At 70.2% G+C, this 22,499-nt stretch carries 20 protein-coding genes; 13 read left to right on the forward strand and 7 right to left on the reverse strand.

Annotated elements, in window-relative coordinates; genetic code table 11:
• Positions 1 to 2: 2 nt before the first annotated feature.
• Genes NYO99_RS09290 through NYO99_RS09300 form a run of 3 tightly spaced genes read right to left on the reverse strand, consistent with a single transcriptional unit; the run spans position 3 to position 6,179 of the window.
• Positions 3 to 542 (reverse strand): hypothetical protein, encoded by a 540-nt coding sequence (locus NYO99_RS09290; protein WP_268166899.1) that lies wholly within the window; start codon positions 540 to 542, stop codon positions 3 to 5.
• Positions 539 to 5,107 (reverse strand): EAL domain-containing protein, encoded by a 4,569-nt coding sequence (locus NYO99_RS09295; protein ID WP_326494828.1) that lies wholly within the window; start codon positions 5,105 to 5,107, stop codon positions 539 to 541. The genes NYO99_RS09290 and NYO99_RS09295 overlap by 4 nt, the downstream gene beginning before the upstream one ends.
• Positions 5,108 to 5,138: 31 nt before the next feature.
• Positions 5,139 to 6,179 (reverse strand): S66 peptidase family protein, encoded by a 1,041-nt coding sequence (locus NYO99_RS09300; protein ID WP_268166900.1) that lies wholly within the window; start codon positions 6,177 to 6,179, stop codon positions 5,139 to 5,141.
• 48 nt (positions 6,180 to 6,227) lie between these two features.
• Here NYO99_RS09300 and NYO99_RS09305 point away from each other — a divergent pair, with 48 nt between their 5' ends.
• Both NYO99_RS09305 and NYO99_RS09310 read left to right on the forward strand, forming a co-directional pair.
• Complete coding sequence (locus tag NYO99_RS09305) at positions 6,228 to 7,046, forward strand: type 2 periplasmic-binding domain-containing protein (protein WP_268166901.1); 819 nt, start codon at positions 6,228 to 6,230, stop codon at positions 7,044 to 7,046.
• Between the two features lie 14 nt (positions 7,047 to 7,060).
• Positions 7,061 to 7,294 carry a DUF1653 domain-containing protein gene (locus tag NYO99_RS09310; protein ID WP_268166902.1) on the forward strand — a complete coding sequence of 78 codons (234 nt, stop codon included), beginning with the start codon at positions 7,061 to 7,063 and terminating at the stop codon, positions 7,292 to 7,294.
• Between the two features lie 6 nt (positions 7,295 to 7,300).
• Here NYO99_RS09310 and NYO99_RS09315 read toward each other — a convergent pair whose 3' ends face one another.
• From NYO99_RS09315 to NYO99_RS09325, 3 genes are all read right to left on the reverse strand, one after another.
• A complete protein-coding gene (locus NYO99_RS09315; RefSeq protein WP_268166903.1) occupies positions 7,301 to 7,915 on the reverse strand; it encodes a M15 family metallopeptidase in 615 nt (204 codons plus the stop codon).
• The gene (locus NYO99_RS09320; protein ID WP_268166904.1) at positions 7,915 to 8,814 is read right to left on the reverse strand and encodes a LysR family transcriptional regulator; all 900 of its coding nucleotides are present in this window, start codon (positions 8,812 to 8,814) and stop codon (positions 7,915 to 7,917) included. The genes NYO99_RS09315 and NYO99_RS09320 overlap by 1 nt, the downstream gene beginning before the upstream one ends.
• A 142-nt stretch (positions 8,815 to 8,956) precedes the next feature.
• Positions 8,957 to 10,531 (reverse strand): ABC transporter substrate-binding protein, encoded by a 1,575-nt coding sequence (locus NYO99_RS09325; RefSeq protein ID WP_268166905.1) that lies wholly within the window; start codon positions 10,529 to 10,531, stop codon positions 8,957 to 8,959.
• 121 nt (positions 10,532 to 10,652) lie between these two features.
• Here NYO99_RS09325 and NYO99_RS09330 point away from each other — a divergent pair, with 121 nt between their 5' ends.
• The 8 genes from NYO99_RS09330 to NYO99_RS09365 all read left to right on the forward strand — a co-directional run bounded on the left by NYO99_RS09330 (position 10,653) and on the right by NYO99_RS09365 (position 18,840).
• Positions 10,653 to 11,537 carry an alpha/beta fold hydrolase gene (locus NYO99_RS09330; RefSeq protein WP_268166906.1) on the forward strand — a complete coding sequence of 295 codons (885 nt, stop codon included), beginning with the start codon at positions 10,653 to 10,655 and terminating at the stop codon, positions 11,535 to 11,537.
• A gap of 40 nt (positions 11,538 to 11,577) precedes the next feature.
• Positions 11,578 to 12,630, forward strand: coding sequence for a homocysteine S-methyltransferase family protein (locus NYO99_RS09335; RefSeq protein ID WP_268166907.1), 1,053 nt, complete (start codon positions 11,578 to 11,580; stop codon positions 12,628 to 12,630).
• Between the two features lie 53 nt (positions 12,631 to 12,683).
• A complete protein-coding gene (locus NYO99_RS09340) occupies positions 12,684 to 13,655 on the forward strand; it encodes a DUF2157 domain-containing protein (RefSeq protein ID WP_268166908.1) in 972 nt (323 codons plus the stop codon).
• Positions 13,652 to 15,229 carry a GDYXXLXY domain-containing protein gene (locus tag NYO99_RS09345; RefSeq protein ID WP_268166909.1) on the forward strand — a complete coding sequence of 526 codons (1,578 nt, stop codon included), beginning with the start codon at positions 13,652 to 13,654 and terminating at the stop codon, positions 15,227 to 15,229. Before NYO99_RS09340 ends, NYO99_RS09345 begins: the two co-directional genes overlap by 4 nt.
• Positions 15,230 to 15,301: 72 nt before the next feature.
• Complete coding sequence (locus NYO99_RS09350) at positions 15,302 to 15,805, forward strand: hypothetical protein (RefSeq protein ID WP_268166910.1); 504 nt, start codon at positions 15,302 to 15,304, stop codon at positions 15,803 to 15,805.
• 1 nt (position 15,806) lies between these two features.
• The gene (locus NYO99_RS09355; RefSeq protein ID WP_268166911.1) at positions 15,807 to 16,472 is read left to right on the forward strand and encodes a PspA/IM30 family protein; all 666 of its coding nucleotides are present in this window, start codon (positions 15,807 to 15,809) and stop codon (positions 16,470 to 16,472) included.
• Positions 16,473 to 16,503: 31 nt separating this feature from the next.
• Complete coding sequence (locus NYO99_RS09360; RefSeq protein ID WP_268166912.1) at positions 16,504 to 17,130, forward strand: YqiJ family protein; 627 nt, start codon at positions 16,504 to 16,506, stop codon at positions 17,128 to 17,130.
• Between the two features lie 24 nt (positions 17,131 to 17,154).
• Complete coding sequence (locus NYO99_RS09365; RefSeq protein WP_268166913.1) at positions 17,155 to 18,840, forward strand: flotillin family protein; 1,686 nt, start codon at positions 17,155 to 17,157, stop codon at positions 18,838 to 18,840.
• Positions 18,841 to 18,906: 66 nt separating this feature from the next.
• On the opposite strand, the gene bfr is transcribed toward NYO99_RS09365, so the two are convergent.
• The gene (gene bfr, locus NYO99_RS09370; RefSeq protein WP_268166914.1) at positions 18,907 to 19,383 is read right to left on the reverse strand and encodes a bacterioferritin; all 477 of its coding nucleotides are present in this window, start codon (positions 19,381 to 19,383) and stop codon (positions 18,907 to 18,909) included.
• Positions 19,384 to 19,490: 107 nt separating this feature from the next.
• Here bfr and NYO99_RS09375 point away from each other — a divergent pair, with 107 nt between their 5' ends.
• The 3 genes from NYO99_RS09375 (at position 19,491) to NYO99_RS09385 (ending at position 22,443) form a co-directional block, all read left to right on the forward strand.
• Complete coding sequence (locus NYO99_RS09375) at positions 19,491 to 19,712, forward strand: (2Fe-2S)-binding protein (protein ID WP_268166915.1); 222 nt, start codon at positions 19,491 to 19,493, stop codon at positions 19,710 to 19,712.
• 133 nt (positions 19,713 to 19,845) lie between these two features.
• Positions 19,846 to 20,061, forward strand: coding sequence for a cold-shock protein (locus NYO99_RS09380; RefSeq protein WP_268166916.1), 216 nt, complete (start codon positions 19,846 to 19,848; stop codon positions 20,059 to 20,061).
• An 84-nt stretch (positions 20,062 to 20,145) separates the two neighbouring features.
• Positions 20,146 to 22,443 (forward strand): YgiQ family radical SAM protein, encoded by a 2,298-nt coding sequence (locus tag NYO99_RS09385; protein ID WP_268166917.1) that lies wholly within the window; start codon positions 20,146 to 20,148, stop codon positions 22,441 to 22,443.
• The last annotated feature ends 56 nt before the right edge of the window (positions 22,444 to 22,499 follow it).

Here is a 22,499-nt window from a genome sequence, read left to right on the forward strand (position 1 = left end):
CCTCAGGCGGCGTCCGCGCGCATCGCCTGCCCGAGGCAGCGGCCGCACACGGTGTCGGCCACGACCAGATCGGCGCTGCCGCTCGCAGGGCCTGCGCCGCGCGCCGGTGTGCCGGCCAGCAGTCGCAGGCATTGGCTGCATCGATAGCAGGCGGCCTGCTGGGGCGGGCCGTAGCGCAGCGCGGGGCCGCGCGGCGGGCGCGCCTCGCTGTGCAGCAGGCGGTGCCGCACGATGATGTCGCCGCCCGGCAGCGGCTCCAGCGTCATCTCCAGCGCGCGGCGGCGCTGCGGCGCATCGCAGCGGTAGGGCAGCGTGCGCGGCTTGCCCGTGAGGCGGGCGGCCTCCAGCGCGGTCTCCAGGTACATGCGGGTGATGTCGCCCGTCAGGAAGTCCGCCAGCGGCCGCCCGAGCACATGGGCGCGCGTGGCGCGCTCGCCGCCGTTGCTCAGCGCGAAGCGATCCCAGTCAGGGTCCACATCGACGATGCGGCCGGCTGCGTCGATGCGGTACCAGCGCGCGATGAGGTGTTCATCGGCCGTCACTGCAGCACTTTCCCAGGCTGGCACCAGGCCAGCACCTGCTCGGCCGGCATGGGCCGGGCAACGTGGTAACCCTGCAGCACCGGCGCGCCGCTGAAGTGGCGCAGGCAGTCGGCCTGGGCGGCGGTCTCCACGCCCTCGGCCACCACGCGCAGCCCCAGCGCATGGGCCATGGCCATGATGGCTGCGACGATCTCGCGGTCGTCGCGCTGGTCCACCACGCCGTCGATGAAGCTGCGGTCGATCTTGAGCTCGGTCAGCGGCAGCTGGCGCAGCCGGGCCAGCGAGGAATAGCCGGTGCCGAAGTCGTCCAGCGACAGTTGCACGTTGAGCCGGCGCAGCTGGCGCAGCAGCGGCTCCAGGTGCTCGCGCTGCTGCATCAGCGCGCCCTCGGTGATCTCCAGCACCAGCCGGTCTCCCGGGATGCGGTGGTGCATCAGGTGGCCTTGCAGCTTGTCGGCAAAGCTGCGGTCGCGCAGCTGGCGTGGCGCCACGTTGACCGACACCATCAGCTGCTGCAAACCGGCGGCGCGCCATTGCGCCAGCTGGGCGCAGGCGGCGTCTAGCACCCAGTCGCCGATGTCCTCGATCAGCGAGGTCTCCTCGGCGATGGGCAGGAACATGGACGGGGCCACCCAGCCGCCGTCCGCGGTCGGCCAGCGCAGCAGGGCTTCCACGCCCAGCAGTTCGCCGGTCGCGGCGTCTACCTGGGGCTGGTAGTGCAGGCGCAGCTCGCGGTTGGTGACGGCCTTGCGCAGCTCGCTCTCCACCGTCAGGCGGTTGCGGGCGCTCTCGCCGACCTCGGACGAGAAGAACACGTAGCGGCCGCGGCCGCTGCGCTTGGCGCGGTACATGGCCGCGTCGGCGTTGCGCATCAGCACGTTGCTGTCCGTGCCGTCCGACGGGTAGATGGCGATGCCGACGCTCGCGGCAGTGGTGAGCACGGTGTCGTGCAAGGTGAAGGTCTGCGCCAGCGTGCGCGTCATGCGCTCCACGGTCTGCAGGCACTCGTGTCGCGAGCTGTGCTCCAGCACGACGACGAACTCGTCGCCGCCGAGGCGCGCGACGGTGTCGGCGGCGCGGACGCTCTCGCTGATGCGGCGTGACGCCATGCACAGCATCTCGTCACCCGCCTCATGGCCGAGGCTGTCGTTGACGTGCTTGAAGTTGTCCAGGTCCAGAAAGATCACCGCCACCTCGGTCTGGCCGCGCTCGGCGGCTTTCAGCGCGTGCTTGAGGCGGTCCAGCAGCAGGCGGCGGTTGGGCAGCTTGGTCAGCGGGTCGTGGGTGGCCAGCAGTGCGGCCTGCTCCTGCAGGCGATTGAGCGCGGTGATGTCCGAGAACACGCCGACGTAGTTCATCACCCGGCCGCTGCTGTTGCGCAGGGCGGAGATGGTCAACCACTCCGGGAACTCCTCGCCGTTCTTGCGGCGGTTCCAGATTTCGCCCTCCCACATGCCGGTGTCATTGATCTTCTGCCACAGCGTTTGAAAGAACGCCGCGTCATGCCGGCCGGAGGAGAGCATGTGCGGCGTCTTGCCCAGGGCCTCGTCGGCGGTGTAGCCGGTGATGCGCGTGAAGGCGGTGTTGACCTTGACGATGCGGCGCTCGGCGTCGGTGATGATCTGGGCCTGGCCGCTGCATTCGAAGGCATTGGCCGCGATGCGGATGTCCAGGTCATCGCGGTGCCATTGCGTGATGTCGATGGCCTGCACGCAGACGGCCGCAACGGCGCCGTCGTCGTCGAACAACGCGAAACGGCTCACCCACCACTGGCGGCATTGACCGTCGACCAGCACCGATTCCTCATGGTCGACGGCGCTGTCGGCCTTCAGCGCCTCGGCGTCGCCGGTGCGCAGCACCTGGGCCAGGGCGGCGGGCAGGCATTGCTGATCGGTGCGGCCCACCATGTCGGCCGGGCTGAGGCCGAAGAAGCGGCTGTAGCCTTCGTTGACGAACTCGTAGCGGCCGGCGGCATCCTTGATGGCCACCATGGCGCTGCCGTGCCGCAGCACGTTCAGCAGGCGCTGCTCGGTACGGCGTGTGCTGCGTTCGGCGCGGGCCAGCTGGGTGTTGTCCACCAGCGTGATGACCATGCCGCGCCGCTCGTTGCCCGCGACCTTGTGGGCCATGTGCAGCACGTACTCCCGGCCGTCGTGGGTGGGCGGCAGGTTGATGGCCACGGCGCTCGCGGAGGACTGTGCCAGGCGCAGGTGGTCCAGCAGGTCTGGCATGCCTTCGGGGCGGCGCATGGTGGAGATGTGCAGGCCCTCGCAGCCCGGGCTCAGCATGAAGATGCGGGCCGCCGCATCGTTGAAGCGGGTGATCGAGAACTGGCTGTCCACCACCAGCAGCGGCAGGTCGATGCAGTTCTGGATGCTCTGCAGTTCCTCGGACAGTTGCTGGTAGCGCCGCCACTGGTGGTTGAGCTCGGCGTTGACGGTGGCCAGCTCCTGGTTGGTGGCTTGCAGCTCCTCGTTGGACGCTTCGAGCTCCTCGTTGCTGGCCTGCAGCTCTTCGTTGGTGGCCTGGGCTTCCTCGTTGAGGGCCTGCATCTCTTCGGTGCTGGCCTCCAGTTGTTCGACCAGCGCGCGCAGGCGTTCGCGGGCCTCGTCGAGCGCGCCGTCAGCCGTCAGTGCAGCAGGCGCGGCCGAGGCGCTGCGGCGCGGCCGTTCGCGGCGCAGGAAGGCCAGCAGCGCCTGACGGCGGCTGCCGCGCGTGAAGGGATGCAGCACGGCGCGCCATTGCTGGCGGCTGCGCCCTGCGCCCACGGTGAGGTCCACCTGGCTGGCTTGCTGTTGCTCGGGCGGCAGCGCGCACAGGATGCGCAGCTCACCCGCCACGTCGGGCCGCGCGAGCGACAGCAGGTCAAACGTCTGGGTGCCGGGCTGCAGGCTCAGAAAGGCGCTGATGTCGCCGTGGATCTGCAGCACCTGCAGACGCTCATCCAGCAGCACGCACGGGGGCAGGTAGTGTTGTGAAGCCAGGCGCAGCAACTGGGCTTCGGTGTCGGGCATGGCGCTGCGGCGCAGCGGTGCGGGCAGGGGCGGCGGCGTCGCGTTGGCCATCAGCCCGGGTGAAGGTTGCACCGGCTGGCGTGCATAGAGCCTGTCCACTGGGCGCACCGGCGCGAACAGGCTTTCATGGTGGAGCACCGACTCGCTGCGCCCGAGCAGCAGCAGCCCGTCGGGCTTGAGCGCGTAATGGAAGGCGGCCATCACGCGCGCCTGCGCATCCGGCTTCAGATAAATCAGCAGGTTGCGGCAGCTGATCAGGTCCATGCGCGGCAGTGGCGGGTCGCGCGTGACATCCTGGCGTGAGAACACCACGCGCTCGCGCAGCCGGCGCGAGAACTCGTACTGCGCCCCCTGTGGCTTGAAGTAGCGCGCCACCAGTGCCTCGGGCAGGTCTGCCAAGGCGGTTGCCGGGTAGATGCCGCGCCTGGCGATCGCGAGCGCCTCCATGTCGAGGTCGGTGGCAAAGATCTGCAGCGTGTCGGAGGCGAGCCGTTCGCCGAGTGCCTCGGCGTAGAGCATGGCCAGCGAGTAGGCCTCCTCACCGGTGGCGCAGCCCGGCACCCACACCCGGATCGGTGTTTCCGGCAGCGTGTTGCGCAATTGCTCGGCGACGTGGGCTGCCAGCGCGCTGAAGGTGTCGGGGTCACGCCAGAACGTGGTGACCGAGATGAGCGCATCGCGGGCGAGGTGGTCCAGCTCCGCCGGGTCGTCCTGGCAGACCTGCAGATAGCCCGCCATGTCGGCGATGTCACGCGCCTGCATGCGGCGGGCAATGCGCCGCAGCAGCGTGCCTTCTTTGTAGTCCGCAAAGTCGATGCCGCAGCGTTGGCGCAGCAGGGCCAGCAGCACGCCGGTCGCGGCGGCATCGATGGGCAGGTCGACGCCGTGCTGCTGCAGTTGCTGCAGCAGGCGCTCGATGCTCTGGCCGATCGCCGCCGCGTCCACGGCGGCGTCGGCCCCCACGCTCTGCAAGGCAGCCTCCGGCATGCCGCTGTAGCGCGCCGCCGTGGGGCGCTGCACCAGCGCGCGGCCGCCCGCAGCGCAGATGCGCCGCAGGCCGATGGCGCCGTCAGACCCCGTGCCCGAGAGCACCACGCCCACGGCCTGCGGGCCCATCGCGTCCGCCAAGGACGAGAAGAACAGGTTGATCGACGGGCGCGGCAGCGAGTGCGGGTCGGGCACGGTCAGGTGCAGGCGGCCGCCGTGCAGTTCGACATGTGCGTTGGGCGGGCACACCAGCATCGTCCCGCCCTGCAGCGCATCGCCATCGCGGATCTCGCGAACCGCCAGGGTGGTTTGCTTGGCGAGGATGTCGGCGAGCAGTGAGCGGTGCGTGGGCGCCAGGTGCTGCAGCACCACATAACAGACGCTTGGCCCGACGGGCAGCCCAGGCAGCGCCAGCTTGAGCGCCTCGAGACCGCCCGCGGAGGCGCCTATGCCCACGACGAGGCCGGGAAAACGGAAAGTTTCGGGAGGTGCAGCCTCCGTCGCCATCTCTGTCATGCTTGTCCCTTGCCCACCTGGCGGCGGGTCAAAGGCAGCATACGTCATGGGGTTATTGCCGGCGAGCCTGACTTGTCAGTCAGCTGACGGCGGGGGCTGAAAGCCGGAGGGTGCCGGTGTCCGCGTCCATCTCGGCCAGCACCCCCACCGGCACCGTCAGCTTGCGGCGGATGTGGCCGATGGCGGCGCCGCGGAACACGGGCACGTTCAGCGGCAGGAAGTAGTCGTCGAACACCTCATCCAGCGTCAGGCTGCCGTAGCCGTCGCCCGGCTCGCACTTCGTGAACCGGCCCAGCACGACGCCGGCCAGCTGCGACAGCGCGCCGGCCAGTCGCAGCGTGGAGAGGCAGCGGTCGATGCGGTAGATGTACTCGTTGATGTCTTCCAGAAACAGGATCGCGCCGCGGCAGTCCGGGAAGTAGGGCGTGCCGGCCAGCGAGGCCAGCACCGTCAGATTGCCGCCCACCAGCCGACCGTGGGCGCGGCCGGCGCGCACGGTGCTGATGCGCTCCTCGCGGGCCACGAGGTCGTCGGCCGGCCTGACGACCGGGTTGCGCAGCACGGCGGCCTCGGCGTTCATCGCCACGGCGCGGAAGCTCTGCACCGAGAAGTCGTTCCACTCCGACGACGCCACCGGGCTGTGGAAGGTGACCAGGCCGGTGCGCGCGTGGATGGCGTTGACGAGGCTGGTGAGGTCGCTGAAGCCGCCGAAGAACTTCGGGCGGCGGCGGATGAGGTCGTAGTCCAGCCGGTCGACGATGCGGTTGCAGCCGGAGCCGCCGGTCAGCGCGAGGATGCCGGCCACCGAGTCATCGGCAAACATGGCGTTCACATCGGCGGCGCGCTGGGCGTCGGTGCCGGCGAAGGGGCCGCGCCGCGCGCTGACATGCGCGCCCGGCTTGACCTGGAAGCCCAGCGCCTGCAGCGACTCGATGGCGATCCTCAGCGGCTCGCGCTCGAAGGTGGCGTTGGCGGGGCTGACGAGGCCCAGCGTGTCCCCTGCACGCAGGCGTGCGGGCCGCAGCGGCCCGGCGGCGTGGGCCGATGCCGAGGTGCCGGCCAGCAGGCTGGCGGCAGCGGCGGTGCCGAATTGCAGGAGGTCGCGGCGTGACGTGGCCATGGTGTTCTTGCTGAGTCAGGGATGGAAAGGTAACTGCATACTGAGCGCGTGAAGCAGAGTTCTTGGCGCCGTTGTGTGGTGATCGCCGTGGTGGCGTTGTGGGTACAGGCTGGCCGTGCGGCCGGCACGGAGGGCAACTGCCCGGCGCGGCTGCGCATAAGCTTTCCGGACGCGCCGGCCGAGCCCTACCTGCAGGGGCGTGGTGACGCCTTTGCCACGCCGCCGGGCCAGCTGGTGGACTGGGTGCGCGGCGCCCTGAAACGGCTGGGTTGCGACGCGCAGGCCGAGCTGCTGCGGCTGCCGTCGCGGCGCGTGCGGGCCATGATCGACAGCGGCGAGCTGGACCTCGTGGCCGCCGTGGCCCAGGGCGGGCCGATGGCCGCCTTGCTGACCCTGCCGCCGCCGCAGGGCGCGCGGGGGCAGTTCGACCTCAGCCTCGCCCAGGTGGAGTACGCGCTCTATGCGCACCGCGATGCCGTGCCGGCGCAGCGCGGGGCGTCGGGGCCGGTGCTGCCGCCGCAGGCGCGTGTAGGCGTCACGGCCGGCGGCAGTGCGGAGCGGCTGGCCCAGGAGCGCGGCTGGCCGCTGGAGCCGGCGCCCAGCCACGAAAGCGCGCTGCAGAAGCTGCTCGCCGGCCGCACGCCGCTGCTGCTGATGCACAGCTACTACCTCGATGAGCGGCTGCGCCGCGATGCGGCGCTGGCACGCCAGGTGGTGCGCGTCGGGCCGCCGGTGGAGCGGCTGCGGCTGCATGTGGGCGCGCGGCCCGCGTTTGCTGCGCAGCAGCCGGCGTTTGTGAGCCGCTTCTGGCGTGAGCTGTGCCGGCAGTCGGCCGCTGCCGGCGGCGCATGTCGTTTGCCGCCGTGAGTTCCAATGCCGGCATGAGTGAAGACCTGCCCCCGCTGCCCGCCCTGGCCCTTGGCCGCTATCGCCACTACAAGGGGGGCGAGTACGAGGTCATCGGCGTCGCCCGCCACAGCGAGACGCTGGCGCCGCTGGTGGTGTACCGGCCGCTCTACAACGACAGCGGCTGGTGGGTGCGACCGTTCGAGATGTTCACCGGCACGCTGCTGGTGGACGGCGTGCAGCGTCCGCGCTTCGAGCCCATCGGCTGAGGCCACTCACAGCACCCGCGGCAGCTCGCGCCGCACGGCCACGCGGTCGCCGAAGTCGAAGTGCCACCACTCGGTGGCGATGCCCTGGAAGCCGGCCTCGCGCATGGCGGCGCGCAGCCAGCCGCGCTCGGTGAGCTGCTGCGCGGTCAGCAGGCCCAGCGCGAGATGCTCGGCCTCGTGGTCGGGGTGGGAGGTCAGTGTCATCTCGTCGAAGCCGCTGCCCATGTCCACCTCGCGGCCCTGCGGGTCCAGCAGCGTGAGGTCCACGGCCATGCCGAAGCTGTGGATGGAGCCGCGCTCGGGTGGGGCGAGGTACATCGTCAGCGGCGTGCCCTGCAGCTCGTCCCAGAGGCGCTGCTGCACACGCTGCGGGCGCAGCGCATCGAGCACCAGCAACCGCCAGCCGGGGCGGCGCGCGTCCAGCCAGGCGGCGGCGTGCTCCAGCGCCTCGGCCGCCTCGCGGCGCAGCCAGTGGCAGTCGAAGCCGTCGTACACGGCATGGCCCACGAAATTGTTGGCGCTGGCGTAGCGCAGATCCACGGCGATGCCGTGGCGCAGGCTGTCCAGCCGACGGAAGTGCGGGTGGGCGGCGATGTCTTCGATGCGGACGGGGGCGGCCATCAGGGCAGTCGAGCAAGGTGTTCGTGGGCGGCGGCGGTGATGAACTTCACCAGCCGGCGCGAGGCCTGGCCCAGCGGCGCGCTAGCGGCGCTGAGCAGGTAAAGGTGGACGCCGACCTGCGGCGCCAGCGCGCGCACACGCACCCTGGTGGTGTCGGCGCTGGCGGCGGTGAACGGATCCACCAGCGTCATGCCCACGCCGGCCTCCACCAGCGCGCGGGCGAGCTGGTAGGTCTGCACGGTGATGCGGCTGGCCAGCGTCTGGCCTAGCGCCTCGCCGGCGTGATGCAGCAGGCCGGCGAGCGGGTCGTCGCTGTGCAGGCCGACGATCTCGGTGCGAATGTCGGCCAGGTCCAGCGGCCCGTCGCCGCGCGCCTCGGGGCTGGCCAGCGGGCACAACGCCACCATGGCGCCGCTGGCGATGACCTCGGCCTTGATGCCGGGGTGGCGCGGGTCCTGCAGCGACAGCGCCAGGTCGGCCTCGCCCAGCAGCAGCGCCGACACGATCTCGCGCGTGTGGTGGGTGGCCAGCGAGCAGTTGGCCTGCGGGTGGGCCTTGCACCAGGGCGTCATGGCGGCCGGCACGATGGCCGTGGCCAGCGCGGGCGTCGCCACCAGGCGCACCTGCTCGGCCTCGCCGCTCTTCAAGTTGGCGGCCAGGCGGCGGATGCCGACGAGGTCGCGGTTGAGCTTGTCGATCTCGACGAACAGCCGCTGCGCCTCGGGCGTGGGGTAGAGCTTGCCACGCACGCGGTCGAACAGCGGCATGCCCAGCTGCAGCTCGCAGTGCTGCAGCACCTTGGTGACGGCTGGCTGCGAGATGTGCAGCAGCTGCGCGGCACCGCTGATGGTGCCGGCCTGCATGATGGCGTGGAAGACCTCGATATGGCGTAGTCTCATGGTGCCCCCGGCCCAGCGCAAACGCTGGTCCGCCCCCCGAGGGGGCCGGCCGACTGCCGGGCCAGGAGCCCGGCCGCCAGCCGTGAGGGCCGGCTTGGGACGGCCCGGCGCTCGGCCCGTGAAGGCACTACGGCCACGGTGCTCATTTCCGGTAAACGCCTTCGAAGTCCACGGAGCCGTTCGGCGCCATCTTGAAGCCCACCACGTCCTTGCGCACGGGGATGTAGACGGTGGAGTGCGCCATCGTGATCCACGGGCGTTCGCGCTTGAAGATCTCCTGCGCCTTCTCGTACAGCGCGTTGCGCTTCTTGGTGTCGGGCGTGGCGCGGGCCTCGTCGATGAGCTTCTCGAACTCGGCGTTGCAGAACTTGATGCCGCCCCGGCTGGTCGCGCAGCTGAGGTTGGGGGTCAGGAAGTCGTCGGCGTCACCCGTCTCGCCGCTCCAGCCGCTCATGTAGACGTTGTGCTCGCCGTTGTTGGCGCGCTTGAGGTACTCGCCCCACTCGAAGGTCTTGATGTGGGCCTTGACGCCGATCTTGGCCCAGTCCTGCTGGATGAGCTGGGCCATCAGCTGGCCGTTGGGGTTGGTGGGGCGCTGCACAGGTAGGGCCCACAGGTCGAGCTCGAAGCCGTTGGGGTAGCCGGCCTTGGCCAGCAAGGCCTTGGCCTTGGCGGGATCAAACTCGTTCTTCAGTGCCTTGTTGTAGCCCGGAATGGCGGGCGGGAAGGCGCTCACCGCCTGCATTGCGTCGCCGCGCGGGAACAGCGCCTTGAAGATGGCGTTGCGGTCGATGGCGATGTCCAGCGCCTCGCGCACCTCGCGCTTGTCGGTGGGCGCTTTCTTCAGGTTGAAGCCCAGGTAGGAGATGTTCAGCGCCTGGATCTTCTCGACGCTGACGTTGGGGTTGCTGCTCAGCGTGCCCACGTCCACGTCGCGCAGCGCGGCCGTCACATGGCATTCGCCAGCGGCGATCTTCTGCACCCGCACATTGGGCTCGCGGCTGATGCTGAACACCAGCGTCGGCGTGGGCTGCTTGCCGCCCCAGTAGTCAGGGTTGGCCGTCATGCGCAGCACGTCGTCCTTGGCGTAGCTCTTGAACATGAACGGGCCCGTGCCCACCGGCTGCACGTTGATCTGGCTGGCCTTGCCGTCCTTGAGCAACTGCGCCGCGTACTCGGCGGAATGGATGCCGGCCCACGCAAACGCGAAGTTGGCGATGAAGGTGACATTGGGCTGGTGCAGGCGGAAGCGCACCGTCAGCTCGTCCACCTTGTCGATGCCCGCGATCAGCTTGGCCAGGCCCAGGTTCTGCGGGTAGATGAAATTGGCCGGGAAGGCCTTGTTGAATGTAAGGCCAGCGTCAATGAAGCGGCTGAACGTGAACACCACGTCATCGGCGTTCAGCGTGCGCGTGGGCTTGAACCACGGCGTGCTGTGGAACTTCACGCCCGGTCGCAGCTTGAAGGTGAAGCTCTTGGCGTCGGGCGAGATCTCCCAGCTCGTCGCCAGCTTGGGCACGAGCTCGGTCGTGGGGCGCTTGAAGCCCAGCAGCCCGTCGAACATCTGGGCGCTGACGGTGTTGGTGCTGGCGCTGTCCCACAGGCCGGGGTCGAAGCCCTCGGGGCTGGCGTCGGCGCAGTAGACCAGCGGCTTGCCTTGGGCCAGGGCGGCGGCGGGCAGCAGGGCGAGGGCGGTGCAGAGCAGGGCGGTTTTCATCGGCGGCGAAAGGCGGGCGGCGTGCCCGGCGGATTGTTCGGTGCGGCCCAGCGCGCGCAAGCGCTGCGGCAGGCAGGGGCCATAACAAAAGCTTATACCGTGGCGGCCCACAATCGCGGGCATGTGGACCGGCTTCCAACCCTTCAACGCCCAGCGCGACGGTGTTGCGCTGTTCGCCCGCCATGGCGGCCCCGCGACCGACACCCGCCCACCCTTGCTGCTGCTGCATGGCCATCCGCAGACCATGGCCATGTGGCACCGCGTGGCCCCGGTGCTGGCGCGCACGCGCCGCGTCGTGCTGATGGATTTGCGCGGCTATGGCGACAGCGACCGCCCACCGGCCGGCGAGGGCAGCGCCGCCTACGCCAAGCGTGAGATGGCGCTGGACGCGGTGGCCGTCATGCGCCAGTTGGGCCACGAGCGCTTTGCCGTGCTGGCCCACGACCGCGGCGCCCGCGTGGCGCACCGGCTGGCGCTGGATCATCCCGAGGTGGTCACCCGGCTGATGCTGCTGGACATCGCGCCCACGCTGGCCATGTACGAGGGCACGACCGAGGCCTTCGCCCGCGCCTACTGGCACTGGTTCTTCCTGATCCAGCCCGCGCCGCTGCCCGAGCGCCTCATCGAGAGCGACCCGCTGGCCTATCTGCGCGACGGCATGGGCCGCCGCGGCGGCAGCTTCTTCGCGCCCGAGGCCTGGGCGCAATACGAGCGCTGCATCCAGCGCCCGGGCACGGCCGCCGCCATCTGCGCCGACTACCGCGCCGGGGCTGGCATCGACCTCGCGCATGACCGGGCTGACCGCGACGCCGGCCGGCTCGTCACGCAGCCGCTGCGCGTGCTGTGGGGCGCGCATGGCGTCGTCGGCCGCTGCTTCGAGCCGCTGGCGCTGTGGCAGGCCGCGGCGGCGGACGTCAGCGGCCGCGCGGTGGACAGCGGCCACTACCTCGCCGAGGAGGCGCCCGACGCCGTCATCGCCGAAGCGCAGGCCTTCTTCGGCCCTTGAGAAGCGGGCGCGGGCCGCAGGCTGCGAAAATGCCGCCACCATGAAGCCCATCGCCTACACCCGCGCCAAGGACCTGCCCGCCACGCTGCAGCAACGCATCGCCATCCTCGATGGCGCGATGGGCACCATGATCCAGCGCTACAAGCTCGGCGAGGCCGACTACCGCGGCGAGCGCTTCAAGGACCATGGCAAGGACCTGAAGGGCAACAACGAGCTGCTGCTGTTCACGCGGCCCGACGTCATCCGCGAGATCCACGAGCAGTACCTCGCGGCCGGCGCCGACCTCATCGAGACCAACACCTTCGGCGCCACGTCCGTCGCGCAGGAAGACTACGACCTGCCCGAGCTGGCCTACGAGATGAACGTGGTTGCCGCGCAGATCGCCCGCCAGGCCTGCGACAAGTACTCGACGCCCGACAAGCCGCGCTACGTGGCCGGCGCCCTCGGCCCCACGCCGCGCACCGCGTCCATCAGCCCGGACGTGAACGACCCCGGCGCCCGCAACATCGATTTCGACACGCTGCGCGACGCCTACTACGAGCAGGCCAAGGGCCTGCTGGACGGCGGGGCCGACGTCTTCCTCATCGAAACCATCTTCGACACGCTGAACGCCAAGGCCGCCATCTTCGCGGTGGACCAGCTGATGGAAGACAGCGGCGAGCGCCTCCCCGTCATCATCTCGGGCACGGTGACGGACGCGTCCGGCCGCATCCTGTCGGGCCAGACGGTCACTGCCTTCTGGCACTCGGTGCGCCACGCGCGGCCCATCGCCATCGGCCTGAACTGCGCCTTGGGCGCCACGTTGATGCGGCCCTACATCGAGGAGCTGGCCAAGGTGGCGGGTGACGTGGCCGTCAGCTGCTACCCCAACGCCGGCCTGCCCAACCCGATGAGCGACACCGGCTTCGACGAGACGCCCGACGTCACCGCGCGGCTGGTGGGCGAGTTCGCGCAGGCCGGCTTCCTGAACATTGCCGGTGGCTGCTGCGGCACGACGCCCGACCACATCGCGGCCATTGCCAAGGCCGTGTCGGCCTACAAGCCGCGCATCAGCGGCGACCGCTTCTTCAGCAAGATGCTGGACGCTGCTTAGGTCGTTAGCATGCCGGCCGAGCCAGGGGCGTTCCCTGGCACCCGGGAGCTGGCATGGATTGGCAGACGGTCGTCGCGCACCACGCGCGCACCCAGGGCTGGGACGAGGCGCGGCAGCGCAAGCTGCTCGCGCTAGACGACCTGGGTCAGCCGCCCGCAGCGCTGCAGGCCCACGGGCCGCTGGCCCTGCTGGGGCTGGCCGGCCTGCTGGTCGGGCTGGGGCTGATCTTCACCGTCGCGGCGCAATGGGCTGAGTTGTCGCGGGCTCAGCAGTTCGCGCTGCTGCAGGCTGGCGTGGCGGCAGGTGCGCTGGGCGTCGTGGCCTGGCCGGGGCTGCGCATGCCGCTGGGGCTGCTGAGCCTGCTGGCCATGGGCGGCCTGCTGGCGTACTTCGGCCAGACCTACCAGACCGGCGCCGACCCCTGGCAGCTGTTCGCGCTGTGGGCCGCGCTGGGCCTGCCGCTGGCACTGGGCGTGCGGGCCGACACGCTGTGGAGCGCCTGGACGCTGGTGGCCGCGACGGCCATCGCCTTGTGGATGGCCGCCCACACCGGCCACCGCTGGCGCGCCGATCCCGACGACCTGGCGGTCCACTTGATCGGCTGGAGCGCGGCGCTGGCTCTGGTGCTGGCGTTGGGCAGCACGCCGGGGCGGCGGCTGGGCGTGGGCCTGTGGGCGCGCCGGCTGGGCGCCACGCTCGCGGTCTTCCTGGTGACCAGCAGCGCCACCTGGGCGCTGTTCAGTCAGCGCCCGGCGCTGCAGGTGGTGCTGGCGCTGGCCGTGCTGGCGCTGGCGGCCTGGGCGGCGGCGCGGCCGGCGACGTTCGACCTGTTCACGCTGAGCGCGGCCGCGCTGGGCCTGAACGTGGTGCTGGTCGGCGGGCTGGGGCGCTGGTTGTTCCACGGTGCCACGGGCGGCAACGGGATGGGTGAGTTCCTGCTGCTGGGGCTGGTGGCTGCCGGCCTGCTGGCGGCGACGGTCAGCGGGGTGCTGCGCCTGGCGCGCCGCGCCGGGAGCGCTGCATGAGCGGCGATCGCGTCGAGGCGCTGTGGCGGCAGGCCCAGGCTCAGCAGCTGCTGCCGGCGGACGCCGTGTTGCCGCCGCCCGAGCCGGCGCGGCCCTGGCCGGTGGTGCTGCTGACGGCGCTGGGCGCCTGGTTGGCCGCCGTGCCGCTGGTGGCGGTGCTGGCGCTGGCCTTCGGTCCCTTGTTCCAGCATGGCGGCGCCTGGCTGGCCGGCGGGCTGCTGCTGGCCGTGGCGGGCGTGATCCTGCGTGCCGACGGCCTGCCGCTGTTCGTCGAGCAGCTGGCCGTGCCGCTGCTGCTGACGGGCGGCGCCAGCCTGGGCTTCGCGATGTTCCAGGACCTGCCCGACCCCGCCGCTGCCGGGCTGATCGGGGCGGTCGCGCTGCTGCTGGGCGTGCTGGTGCGGCCGCTGTGGCTCAAGGCCTGCCTGGCGGCCGCGGCGGCGCTGTTCTGCGCGGTGGCGATCGGCCGCCTGGTGTCGCCACGCGGTGCATGGCCGCTGCCGCGCCCGGAGTGGCTCGGCTGGCATGCCGGCGTGTTGATCTGGCTGATCGCGCAGCGCGCCTGCCGCCCCGTGAGCCTGCGCCCGGGCCGGTTGGCGCTGGCCACCGGTTGGGGCGCGATGACGCTGCTGGGCCTGGCCCTGTCCTCGGGCATGGCGCTGCTGACCAGCGGCACGCTGGGGCGCTGGGGCAGCACGCACGGCATGGCCTGGGCGGGCTGGGCGGGCGGCGTGTCGGCCCTGCTGGCACTGGCGGCCGCCGCCTGGCTGGGGCGTGCGTGGCCGCTGCTGCGCAGGCCGGGACCTCTGGGCGTGGCGCTGGTGCTGGCGGCGCTCGCGGGCTTCATGCCGGCGCTGGGCGCGGCGCTGCTGATGGGCGCCGTCTGCCTGGCCTGGGCGCGCTGGCGGCTGGCGGTGGTGGCCGCGCTGGCGGCGCTGTGGATCGTCGGCAGCTTCTACTACCAGCTCAGCTGGCCGCTGGCCACCAAGGCGGCGGTGCTGGCAGGCGCCGGCCTGCTGCTGGGCCTGCTGGCCTGGCCGGCCTGGCGGCGTGCAGCGCCGGGCCAGCCTCAGCCGCGCACAGCGCTGCGGCCTGCCCGCTGGGGCGCGGCCGTCAGCCTCGTGGCGGTGCTGGCCGTCGTCAACGTGGCCATCGTGCAGAAGGAGGCGCTGATCGCCGAGGGCCAGCCGGTGTTCCTGCCGCTGGCCCCGGTGGACCCGCGCTCGCTGATGCAGGGCGACTACATGGCGCTGAACTTCAGCCTGCCGGGCGGGTTGCGCGCGGTGGACAGCGGCGCGCTGGGCAGCGCCCGGCCGCAGGTGGTGGCGCGGCGGGATGCGCAAGGCGTGGCCCGCCTGACGCGTGTGCACGCCGGTGAGGCGCTGGCGGCGGACGAGCTGCTGATCGAACTGTCGCCCAGCGGTGGGCGCTGGACGGTGGTGAGCGATGCCTGGTTCTTCCGCGAGGGCGAGGAGCAGCGCTGGGCGGCCGCGCGCTTCGGCGAGTTCCGCGTCGCGCCGGACGGCCGGGCGCTGCTGGTCGGCCTGCGCGGCGCCGGCCTGTCCCGGTTGTGAATGCGTACGTTGACAAATGAATTCACGTGAATACATTTGCGTTCATTGGAGTTCATGAAGGCAGGTGGTCGCATGGCGACTCAGACCGTCACGATGGAGCCCTTGTCGGCGCGCATCCCCAGCGACCTCTACCTGTGGCTGGCCCAGCTGCAGGTGGAGGGCGCCACGACCAACAGCGACAAGCTGCGCGTGCTGCTGGGGCAGCTCAAGCGCCAGCACGATGGCGCGTTCGACTATGTGGCCGCCCACGCCTGGGCGCGGGACCTGACGCACCGGCTGCGCGAGGCGCTGGTGCGCATCGAGGGCCAGGAGGGCCGGCATTCCGAGGTGCTGGGCGGGCTGGTGGAGCAGGTGGCGGCGCTGATGGCGCTGGTCATCAGCCATGCGCCGGCCACAGCCGAGGATGCCGCCCGGCTGGAAGACGCACTGGTTCGCCGTGCGGCGCTGCTGGGCGAGTCGCTGCTGCGGCAGGCGACGACCGGCGCCGCCCATGCCTTCGATCCGGGCGTGGTGCGCCGCCACCTGGCGACCACGGCCGAACTGGCCGCCACCCTGAAGACCCTGGAAGGAGCCTGAGATGGCCGAGTCCCTCAAGACCCGCGTGGGCCGCGTGATGGCCGGCGGCCTGCATGCGCTGCTGGACAAGATCGAGGACCTGCAGCCGCAGGCGGCGATGGAGCAGGCGCTGCGCGAGGCCGGTAGCGTCATCGACGAGGTGCGCCACGAGCTGGGCAGCGTCAGCGCCAACCGCCACCTCGCCCAGCAGCAGCATGCACGGCTGAATGCCAGCCACGAGGACCTGCGCGACCAGGTGGACCAGGCGCTGGCCGCCGGCCGCGACGACCTGGCCCGCGCGGCCGTGGCGCGGCAGATCGACATCGAGGCCCAGCTGCCCGTGCTGGAGGCGACGCTGGCCGAGCTGTCGCGTCAGGAGCAGGAGCTGCAGGGCTTCACCGCCGCGCTGCTGGCCCGGCAGCGCGAGATGCAGGAGGCGCTGGCGGCCTTTCGCCACAGCCGCGCGGCAGCAGCCTCCGCGGCCCAGCCGGCGGGCGCGTCGGCCGTGGAGCAGCGGCTGACGCAGGTGAGCGAGGCTTTCGAGCGCATCTACAAGCGCCAGACCGGCCTGCACGCGGCGCAGCCCGGCAGCGCGGCGCAGGAGGCGCAGCTGCGCGAGCTGGACGACCTGGTGCGTGAGCACCGCATCGCCGAGCGCCTGGCGCGGCTGAAGGCGGGGGAGCTCTGAGCATGCGCTGCGATCTCACCGGAGCTGCGTCATGAACCTGTTCACCGCCCCCGAGACCTTGCCCTTCGGCGTGGCCGTGGCACTGATCGTGGCCGTGGCTCTGCTGGAAGGCCTGGGCATGCTGGTGGCGCTGAGCCCGAGCAATGCCATCGACGAGCTGCTGCCGCAGGCGATGCCCGAGTCGGGGCTGGACCGCGTGCTGGGCTGGCTGCACCTGGGTCGCGTGCCAGCGCTGGTGCTGCTGCTGCTTTTTCTGCTGGGCTATGCGTTGTTCGGCTATGCGCTGCAGAAGGTGGCGCTGAACCTGGCCGGCGGCTTCCTGCCGGCCTGGGTGGCTGGCTTGCTGGCGGTGCCGCCGGGCCTGGCCACGGTGCGCGGCCTGGGCAGCCTGGTGGCCCACATCGTGCCGCGCGACGAGACCAGCGCCGTCAGTGAGCAGTCGCTGGTGGGGCGGGCCGGCGTCGTCAGCGCGGGTGCGGCACGCCGCGGCCTGGCCGCGCAGGCGCGGGTGCGCGACGCCTTCGGCCGCATGCACTACCTGATGGTGGAGCCCGACCTGGACGACGACGTGTTCGAGGAAGGCGCGCAAATCCTCATCGTGCGCAAGCTGGGGCCGTTCTACCGCTGCATTGCCAACCCGCATCCCCACCTGATCTGACCAACCTGGGAGTAGAAGCAAGACATGGACAACCTCATCGAGATCTCCGCCATCGCCGGCATCGGCCTGCTGGGCCTGCTGACCATCGGCTTCGTCTTCGCGCGCCTGTACAAGCGCAGCACCAAGGAGACCGCCTTCGTGCGCACCGGCCTGGGCGGCCAGAAGGTCATCATGGACGGCGGCGCCATCGTGCTGCCGGTGTTCCACGAGCGCGTGCTGGTCAACATGAACACGCTCAAGCTCGAGGTGCAGCGCCGCGAGCGCGAGAGCCTCATCACCAAGGACCGCATGCGGGTGGACGTGACGGCGGCCTTCTTCGTGCGCGTGAAGCAGACCGAGGAGGCCGTGAGCACCGCCGCGCAGACGTTGGGTGCGCGCACCATGAGCCCGAACGAGCTCAAGGCGCTGGTGGAGGACAAGTTCGTCGACAGCCTGCGTGCCACGGCCGCCACCATGACCATCCAGGAGCTGCAGGACAAGCGCCGCGACTTCGTGCAGGCGGTGCAGAACGCCGTGGCCGAAGACCTGGAGAAGAACGGCCTGGAGCTGGAGTCGGTGTCCCTCACCAGCCTGGACCAGACCGACAAGCAGTTCTTCAACCCGAACAACGCCTTCGACGCCGAGGGTCTGACGCGTCTGACCGAGCAGACCGAGGCGCGCCGCAAGCAGCGCAACGATGTCGAGCAGGACACCGAGGTGCAGGTGCGCACCAAGAACCTGGAGGCGTCGCGGGTCAAGCTCAATATCGAGAAAGACCAGGAGTTCGCGACCTTGTCGCAGCAGCGCGAGATCGAGACAGCCCGCGCCGAGCAGATCGCGCTGATCGCCGCTCAGCAGGCCGAGCGCGGCCGCGAGGCCGAGACGGTGAAGATCGAGGCCGAGCGCCAGGTGGGCCAGCGCCGCATCGAGGCCGAGCGCGAGATCAAGGCGGCCGAAATCGAGAAGAACCTCGTCATCCAGACGCGCGAGATCGAGCAGGAGCGCCAGGCTGAGCTCAAGCGCGCCGAGCAGCGCAAGCAGGTGGAGATTGCGCGCCAGGACACGCAGATTGCGATCGCGACCAAGTCGCGCGAGCAGTCCGAGGCCGACGCGGCCGCCAACCTGGCCCGCGCCGAAGCCGTGAAGGCCGAGGAGACCGTCAACACTGCGCGCCAGGTGGCCGTGGCCGAGCGGGACAAGGCCATCCAGCTGATCGAGGCCAGCAAGGACGCCGAGCAGAACGCGATTGCGGTGAAGGTGTCGGCCTCTGCCGAGAAGGAGGCCGCCATCGACCGCGCCGAGGCGCTGACGATCGAGGCCAAGGCCAAGCAGGCCGCCGCGATGGCCGAGGCTGAAGGCCGCCGTGCGATCAACGAGGCGCTGAACACGCTGTCCGTCGCGCAGATCGACCTGCAGGTGCGCACCCAGCTGCTGCAGCAGCTGCCCGCCATCCTGGCCCAGGCCGTCAAGCCCATGGAGCAGATCGACTCCATCCGCATCGTGTCGGTGAACGGCATGCCCGGCCAGGGCGGCAGCGGGGCGGGCGAGGGCGGCGCGGCGAACGGCGCCACCTTTCCCGAACAGGTCATGAACTCGGCGCTGCAGTACCAGATCGCCAAGCCCATCGTCGACGCCGTCATGCAGGACGCCGGCCTGTCCAACCAGGGCATCACCGGCATGGCGCAGAACCTGGCCGACATGCTCAAGCCCGCGGCGGCGCCGTCAGCCTGACGCTGCCGCGCGCCCAACAAAAAAGGCCTGCTGGATCAGCAGGCCTTCTTTGCGTCGCCGTCCGGCTCAGCTGGCGTCGCCCATCTGCGACTGCAGGTAGTTCTGTGCGCCCACCGTCTGCACCAGCGCGAGCTGGGTTTCCAGGTAGTCGATGTGCTCCTCGGTGTCGTCCAGGATCTGCACGAACAGCTCGCGGGACACATAGTCGCGCACGCTCTCGCAGTAGGCGACCGCCTCCTTCAGGTGGGCATGACCGGTCTTCTCGATCTTCAGGTCGCACTCCATCGTCTCGACGGCGTTCTCGCCGATGTAGAGCTTGCCGAGGTCCTGCAGGTTGGGCAGGCCTTCCAGTGTCAGCACGCGCTCGATGAGCTTGTCGGCGTGCTTCATCTCCTCGATGGACTCCTCGTACTCGTGCTTGGCCATCTTCATCAGGCCCCAGTTCTTCAGCATGCGGGCGTGCAGGAAGTACTGATTGATGGCGGTCAGCTCCAGCTTGAGCTGGGCGTTCAGGTGAGCAATGACTTGCGGGTCGCCTTGCATGGTGGGGCTCCAGGTTCGTGAATTCGGAGCGAAGTATCGCGAGCCAAAGCCCCACAGCAAAACCGCTCTTTGTGCAAATAAGATCGATTCGCATTAGAATGCGCAGCATGATTGTCTGTGTCTGCCATCGCGTCTCCGACCGCGACATCGCCATTGCGGCGTCGTCGGGCTGCCCGAGCTTCGAGGCCCTGCAGGACGACCTGCGCGTGGCCACGGCCTGTGGCGCCTGCCGCGATTGCGCCTGCGAGGTGTTCGAGGAAAGCCGCATCAAGGGCGGCGCCCGCGCGCACGGCGGGCCGGTGCCGGTGGCCATGCTGATGCCCGTCTGACGGACACCGCTAGAATCTGTTTCCAGGCGCCAGGCAATGGCGCCATTTTTTTGTTGGCCCTGTCCCGAAGTTGTTGTGTTGTCGCAGCCGCTCACGGCGGGGCCGCACAGCACGACAACCGCAAGGAAATTTCATGAGCACCCAGCAGACCGGCATCGTCAAGTGGTTTGACGACGGCAAGGGCTACGGCTTCATCACCCCGGCCGACGGCAGCAAGGACCTGTTCGCTCACCACAGCGAAATCAAGAACAACGGCGGCTTTCGCACGCTGGCCGAGGGCGCCCAAGTGGAATTCGAAGTGAAGCAGGGCCCCAAGGGCCTGCAAGCCGCGAACATCCGCGCGCTGTAATTCACACGCCCGTCTGAAGCAAAGCCCGCGCTTGCCGCGGGCTTTGTGCTTTCCGGCCCAGCCCCACGACGACAATTCGAGGTTATGTCCGCCCTGCCTGTCTCCCCGCCCAAGGCCTTGACCGCCAAACCGTTGACGGGGTATCGCCCTTTCTGGGCCAAGCGCTTCGGCCCCGCGCCCTTCCTGCCCATGAGCCGGCAGGAGATGGAGCAGCTCGGCTGGGACAGCTGCGACATCATCATCGTCACCGGCGACGCCTACGTCGACCACCCCAGCTTCGGCATGGCCGTCATCGGCCGCACGCTGGAGGCGCAGGGCTTTCGCGTCGGCATCATTGCGCAGCCGGACTGGAACAGCGCCGACGCCTTCAAGGTGCTGGGCAAGCCCAACCTGTTCTTCGGCGTGGCCGCCGGGAACATGGATTCGATGATCAACCGCTACACGGCGGACCGGAAGATCCGCAGCGATGACGCCTACACGCCCGGCGGCGAGGGTGGCAAGCGGCCGGACCGCGCCACGCTGGTCTACACGCAGCGCTGCCAGGAGGCGTTCAAGGACGTTCCCATCGTCATCGGGGGCATCGAGGCCAGCCTGCGCCGCATTGCCCACTACGACTACTGGCAGGACAAGGTGCGCCGCTCCATCCTCGTGGACAGCAAGGCCGACCTGCTGTGCTACGGCAATGCCGAGCGCGCCATCATCGAGATCGCCCACCGCCTGGCGCGGCGTGAGCCGGTGGAGCAGCTGACCGACGTGCGCGGCACGGCCTTCATGCGCCGCGACAACGACCCGTCGGCCGACGGCTGGTTTGAGCTGGACTCCACCGAGGTCGACCGCCCTGGTCGCATCGACGAGCTGATCAGCCCCTATCAGGAGATCAAGCAGGAAACGACCTGCTCGACGGCCGAGGCGGCAGCGCCCGATGCGCCCAAGCCCATCACCATTCACAAGACCGGCCGCATCACCATGCCGCCGCGCGAGCGCACCGTCGTGCGCCTGCCCGCCTACGAGGTGGTGAAGAGCGACCCCGTGCTCTACGCCCACGCCAACCGCGTGCTGCACCTGGAGACCAACCCCGGCAACGCCCGCGCGCTGGTGCAGCGCCATGGCGAGCGCGATCTGTGGATCAACCCGCCGCCCATCCCGCTCTCGACGCCGGAGATGGACCACGTCTTCGACCTGCCCTACGCCCGCGCGCCGCACCCGAGCTACGCTGACGAGCACGGCAGCCACGATGGCGCGACCAAGATCCCGGCCTGGGAAATGATCCGCTTCAGCGTGAACATCATGCGCGGCTGCTTCGGCGGCTGCACCTTCTGCTCCATCACCGAGCACGAGGGCCGCATCATCCAGAGCCGCAGCGAAGACTCCGTGATCCGCGAGATCGAGGAGATGCGCGACAAGGTCAAGGGCTTCACCGGCATCGTGTCCGACCTCGGCGGCCCCACGGCCAACATGTACCGCATCGGCTGCAAGAGCCCCGAGATCGAGGCCGCCTGCCGCAAGCCCAGCTGCGTCTACCCGGGCATCTGCCCGAACCTGAACACCAGCCACGACCCGCTGATCAAGATGTACCGCCGCGCGCGCGCGCTGCCGGGCGTCAAGAAGATCCTCATCGGCTCGGGCCTGCGCTACGACCTGGCCGTGCAGTCGCCCGAGTACGTGAAGGAGCTGGTGACGCATCACGTCGGCGGTTATCTGAAGATCGCGCCCGAGCACACCGAGGGCGGCCCGCTGTCCAAGATGATGAAGCCGGGCATCGGCACCTACGACCGTTTCAAGCAGATGTTCGAGGCCGCCAGCGCTGCGGCCGGCAAGAAGCAGTACCTGATCCCGTACTTCATCGCGGCCCACCCCGGCACCAGTGACGAGGACATGATGAACCTCGCCATCTGGCTCAAGCGCAACGGTTTCCGCGCGGACCAGGTGCAGACCTTCTACCCCAGCCCCATGGCCACCGCCACGGCGATGTACCACTCGGGGCTGAACCCGCTGAAGGGCATCAGCCGCGACGAGACGCGCGGCGAGAAGGTCGACATCGTGCGCGGCGAGCGCCGCCGCCGCCTGCACAAAGCCTTCCTGCGCTACCACGATGCCAACAACTGGCCGTTGCTGCGCGAGGCGCTGAAGGCCATGGGGCGGGCCGACCTGATCGGCAACGGCAAGCACCATCTGATCCCGAGCTACCAGCCCGTCACCGACGGCAGCTACGAGAGCGCACGGCGCAAGAACTCCACGCCCACCAAGGCCGCGGCCAAGCCGGCCACGCCGCGCAAGGGGCAGCTGCTGACGCAGCACACCGGCCTGCCGCCGCGCGCCACCGGCGCCCGTCCCGGCCCGCGTGTGGCGCCCGGGCGTGCGGGCAAACCCGGTAAGCGCTGACCCCGACACGCGGGCTTTTGTCCGTAGTTCCCGTGGCGACGGCCCTGTGGATGCAC

The organism is Roseateles hydrophilus (assembly GCF_026712245.1).
Lineage (GTDB): Bacteria > Pseudomonadota > Gammaproteobacteria > Burkholderiales > Burkholderiaceae_C > Pelomonas > Pelomonas hydrophilus.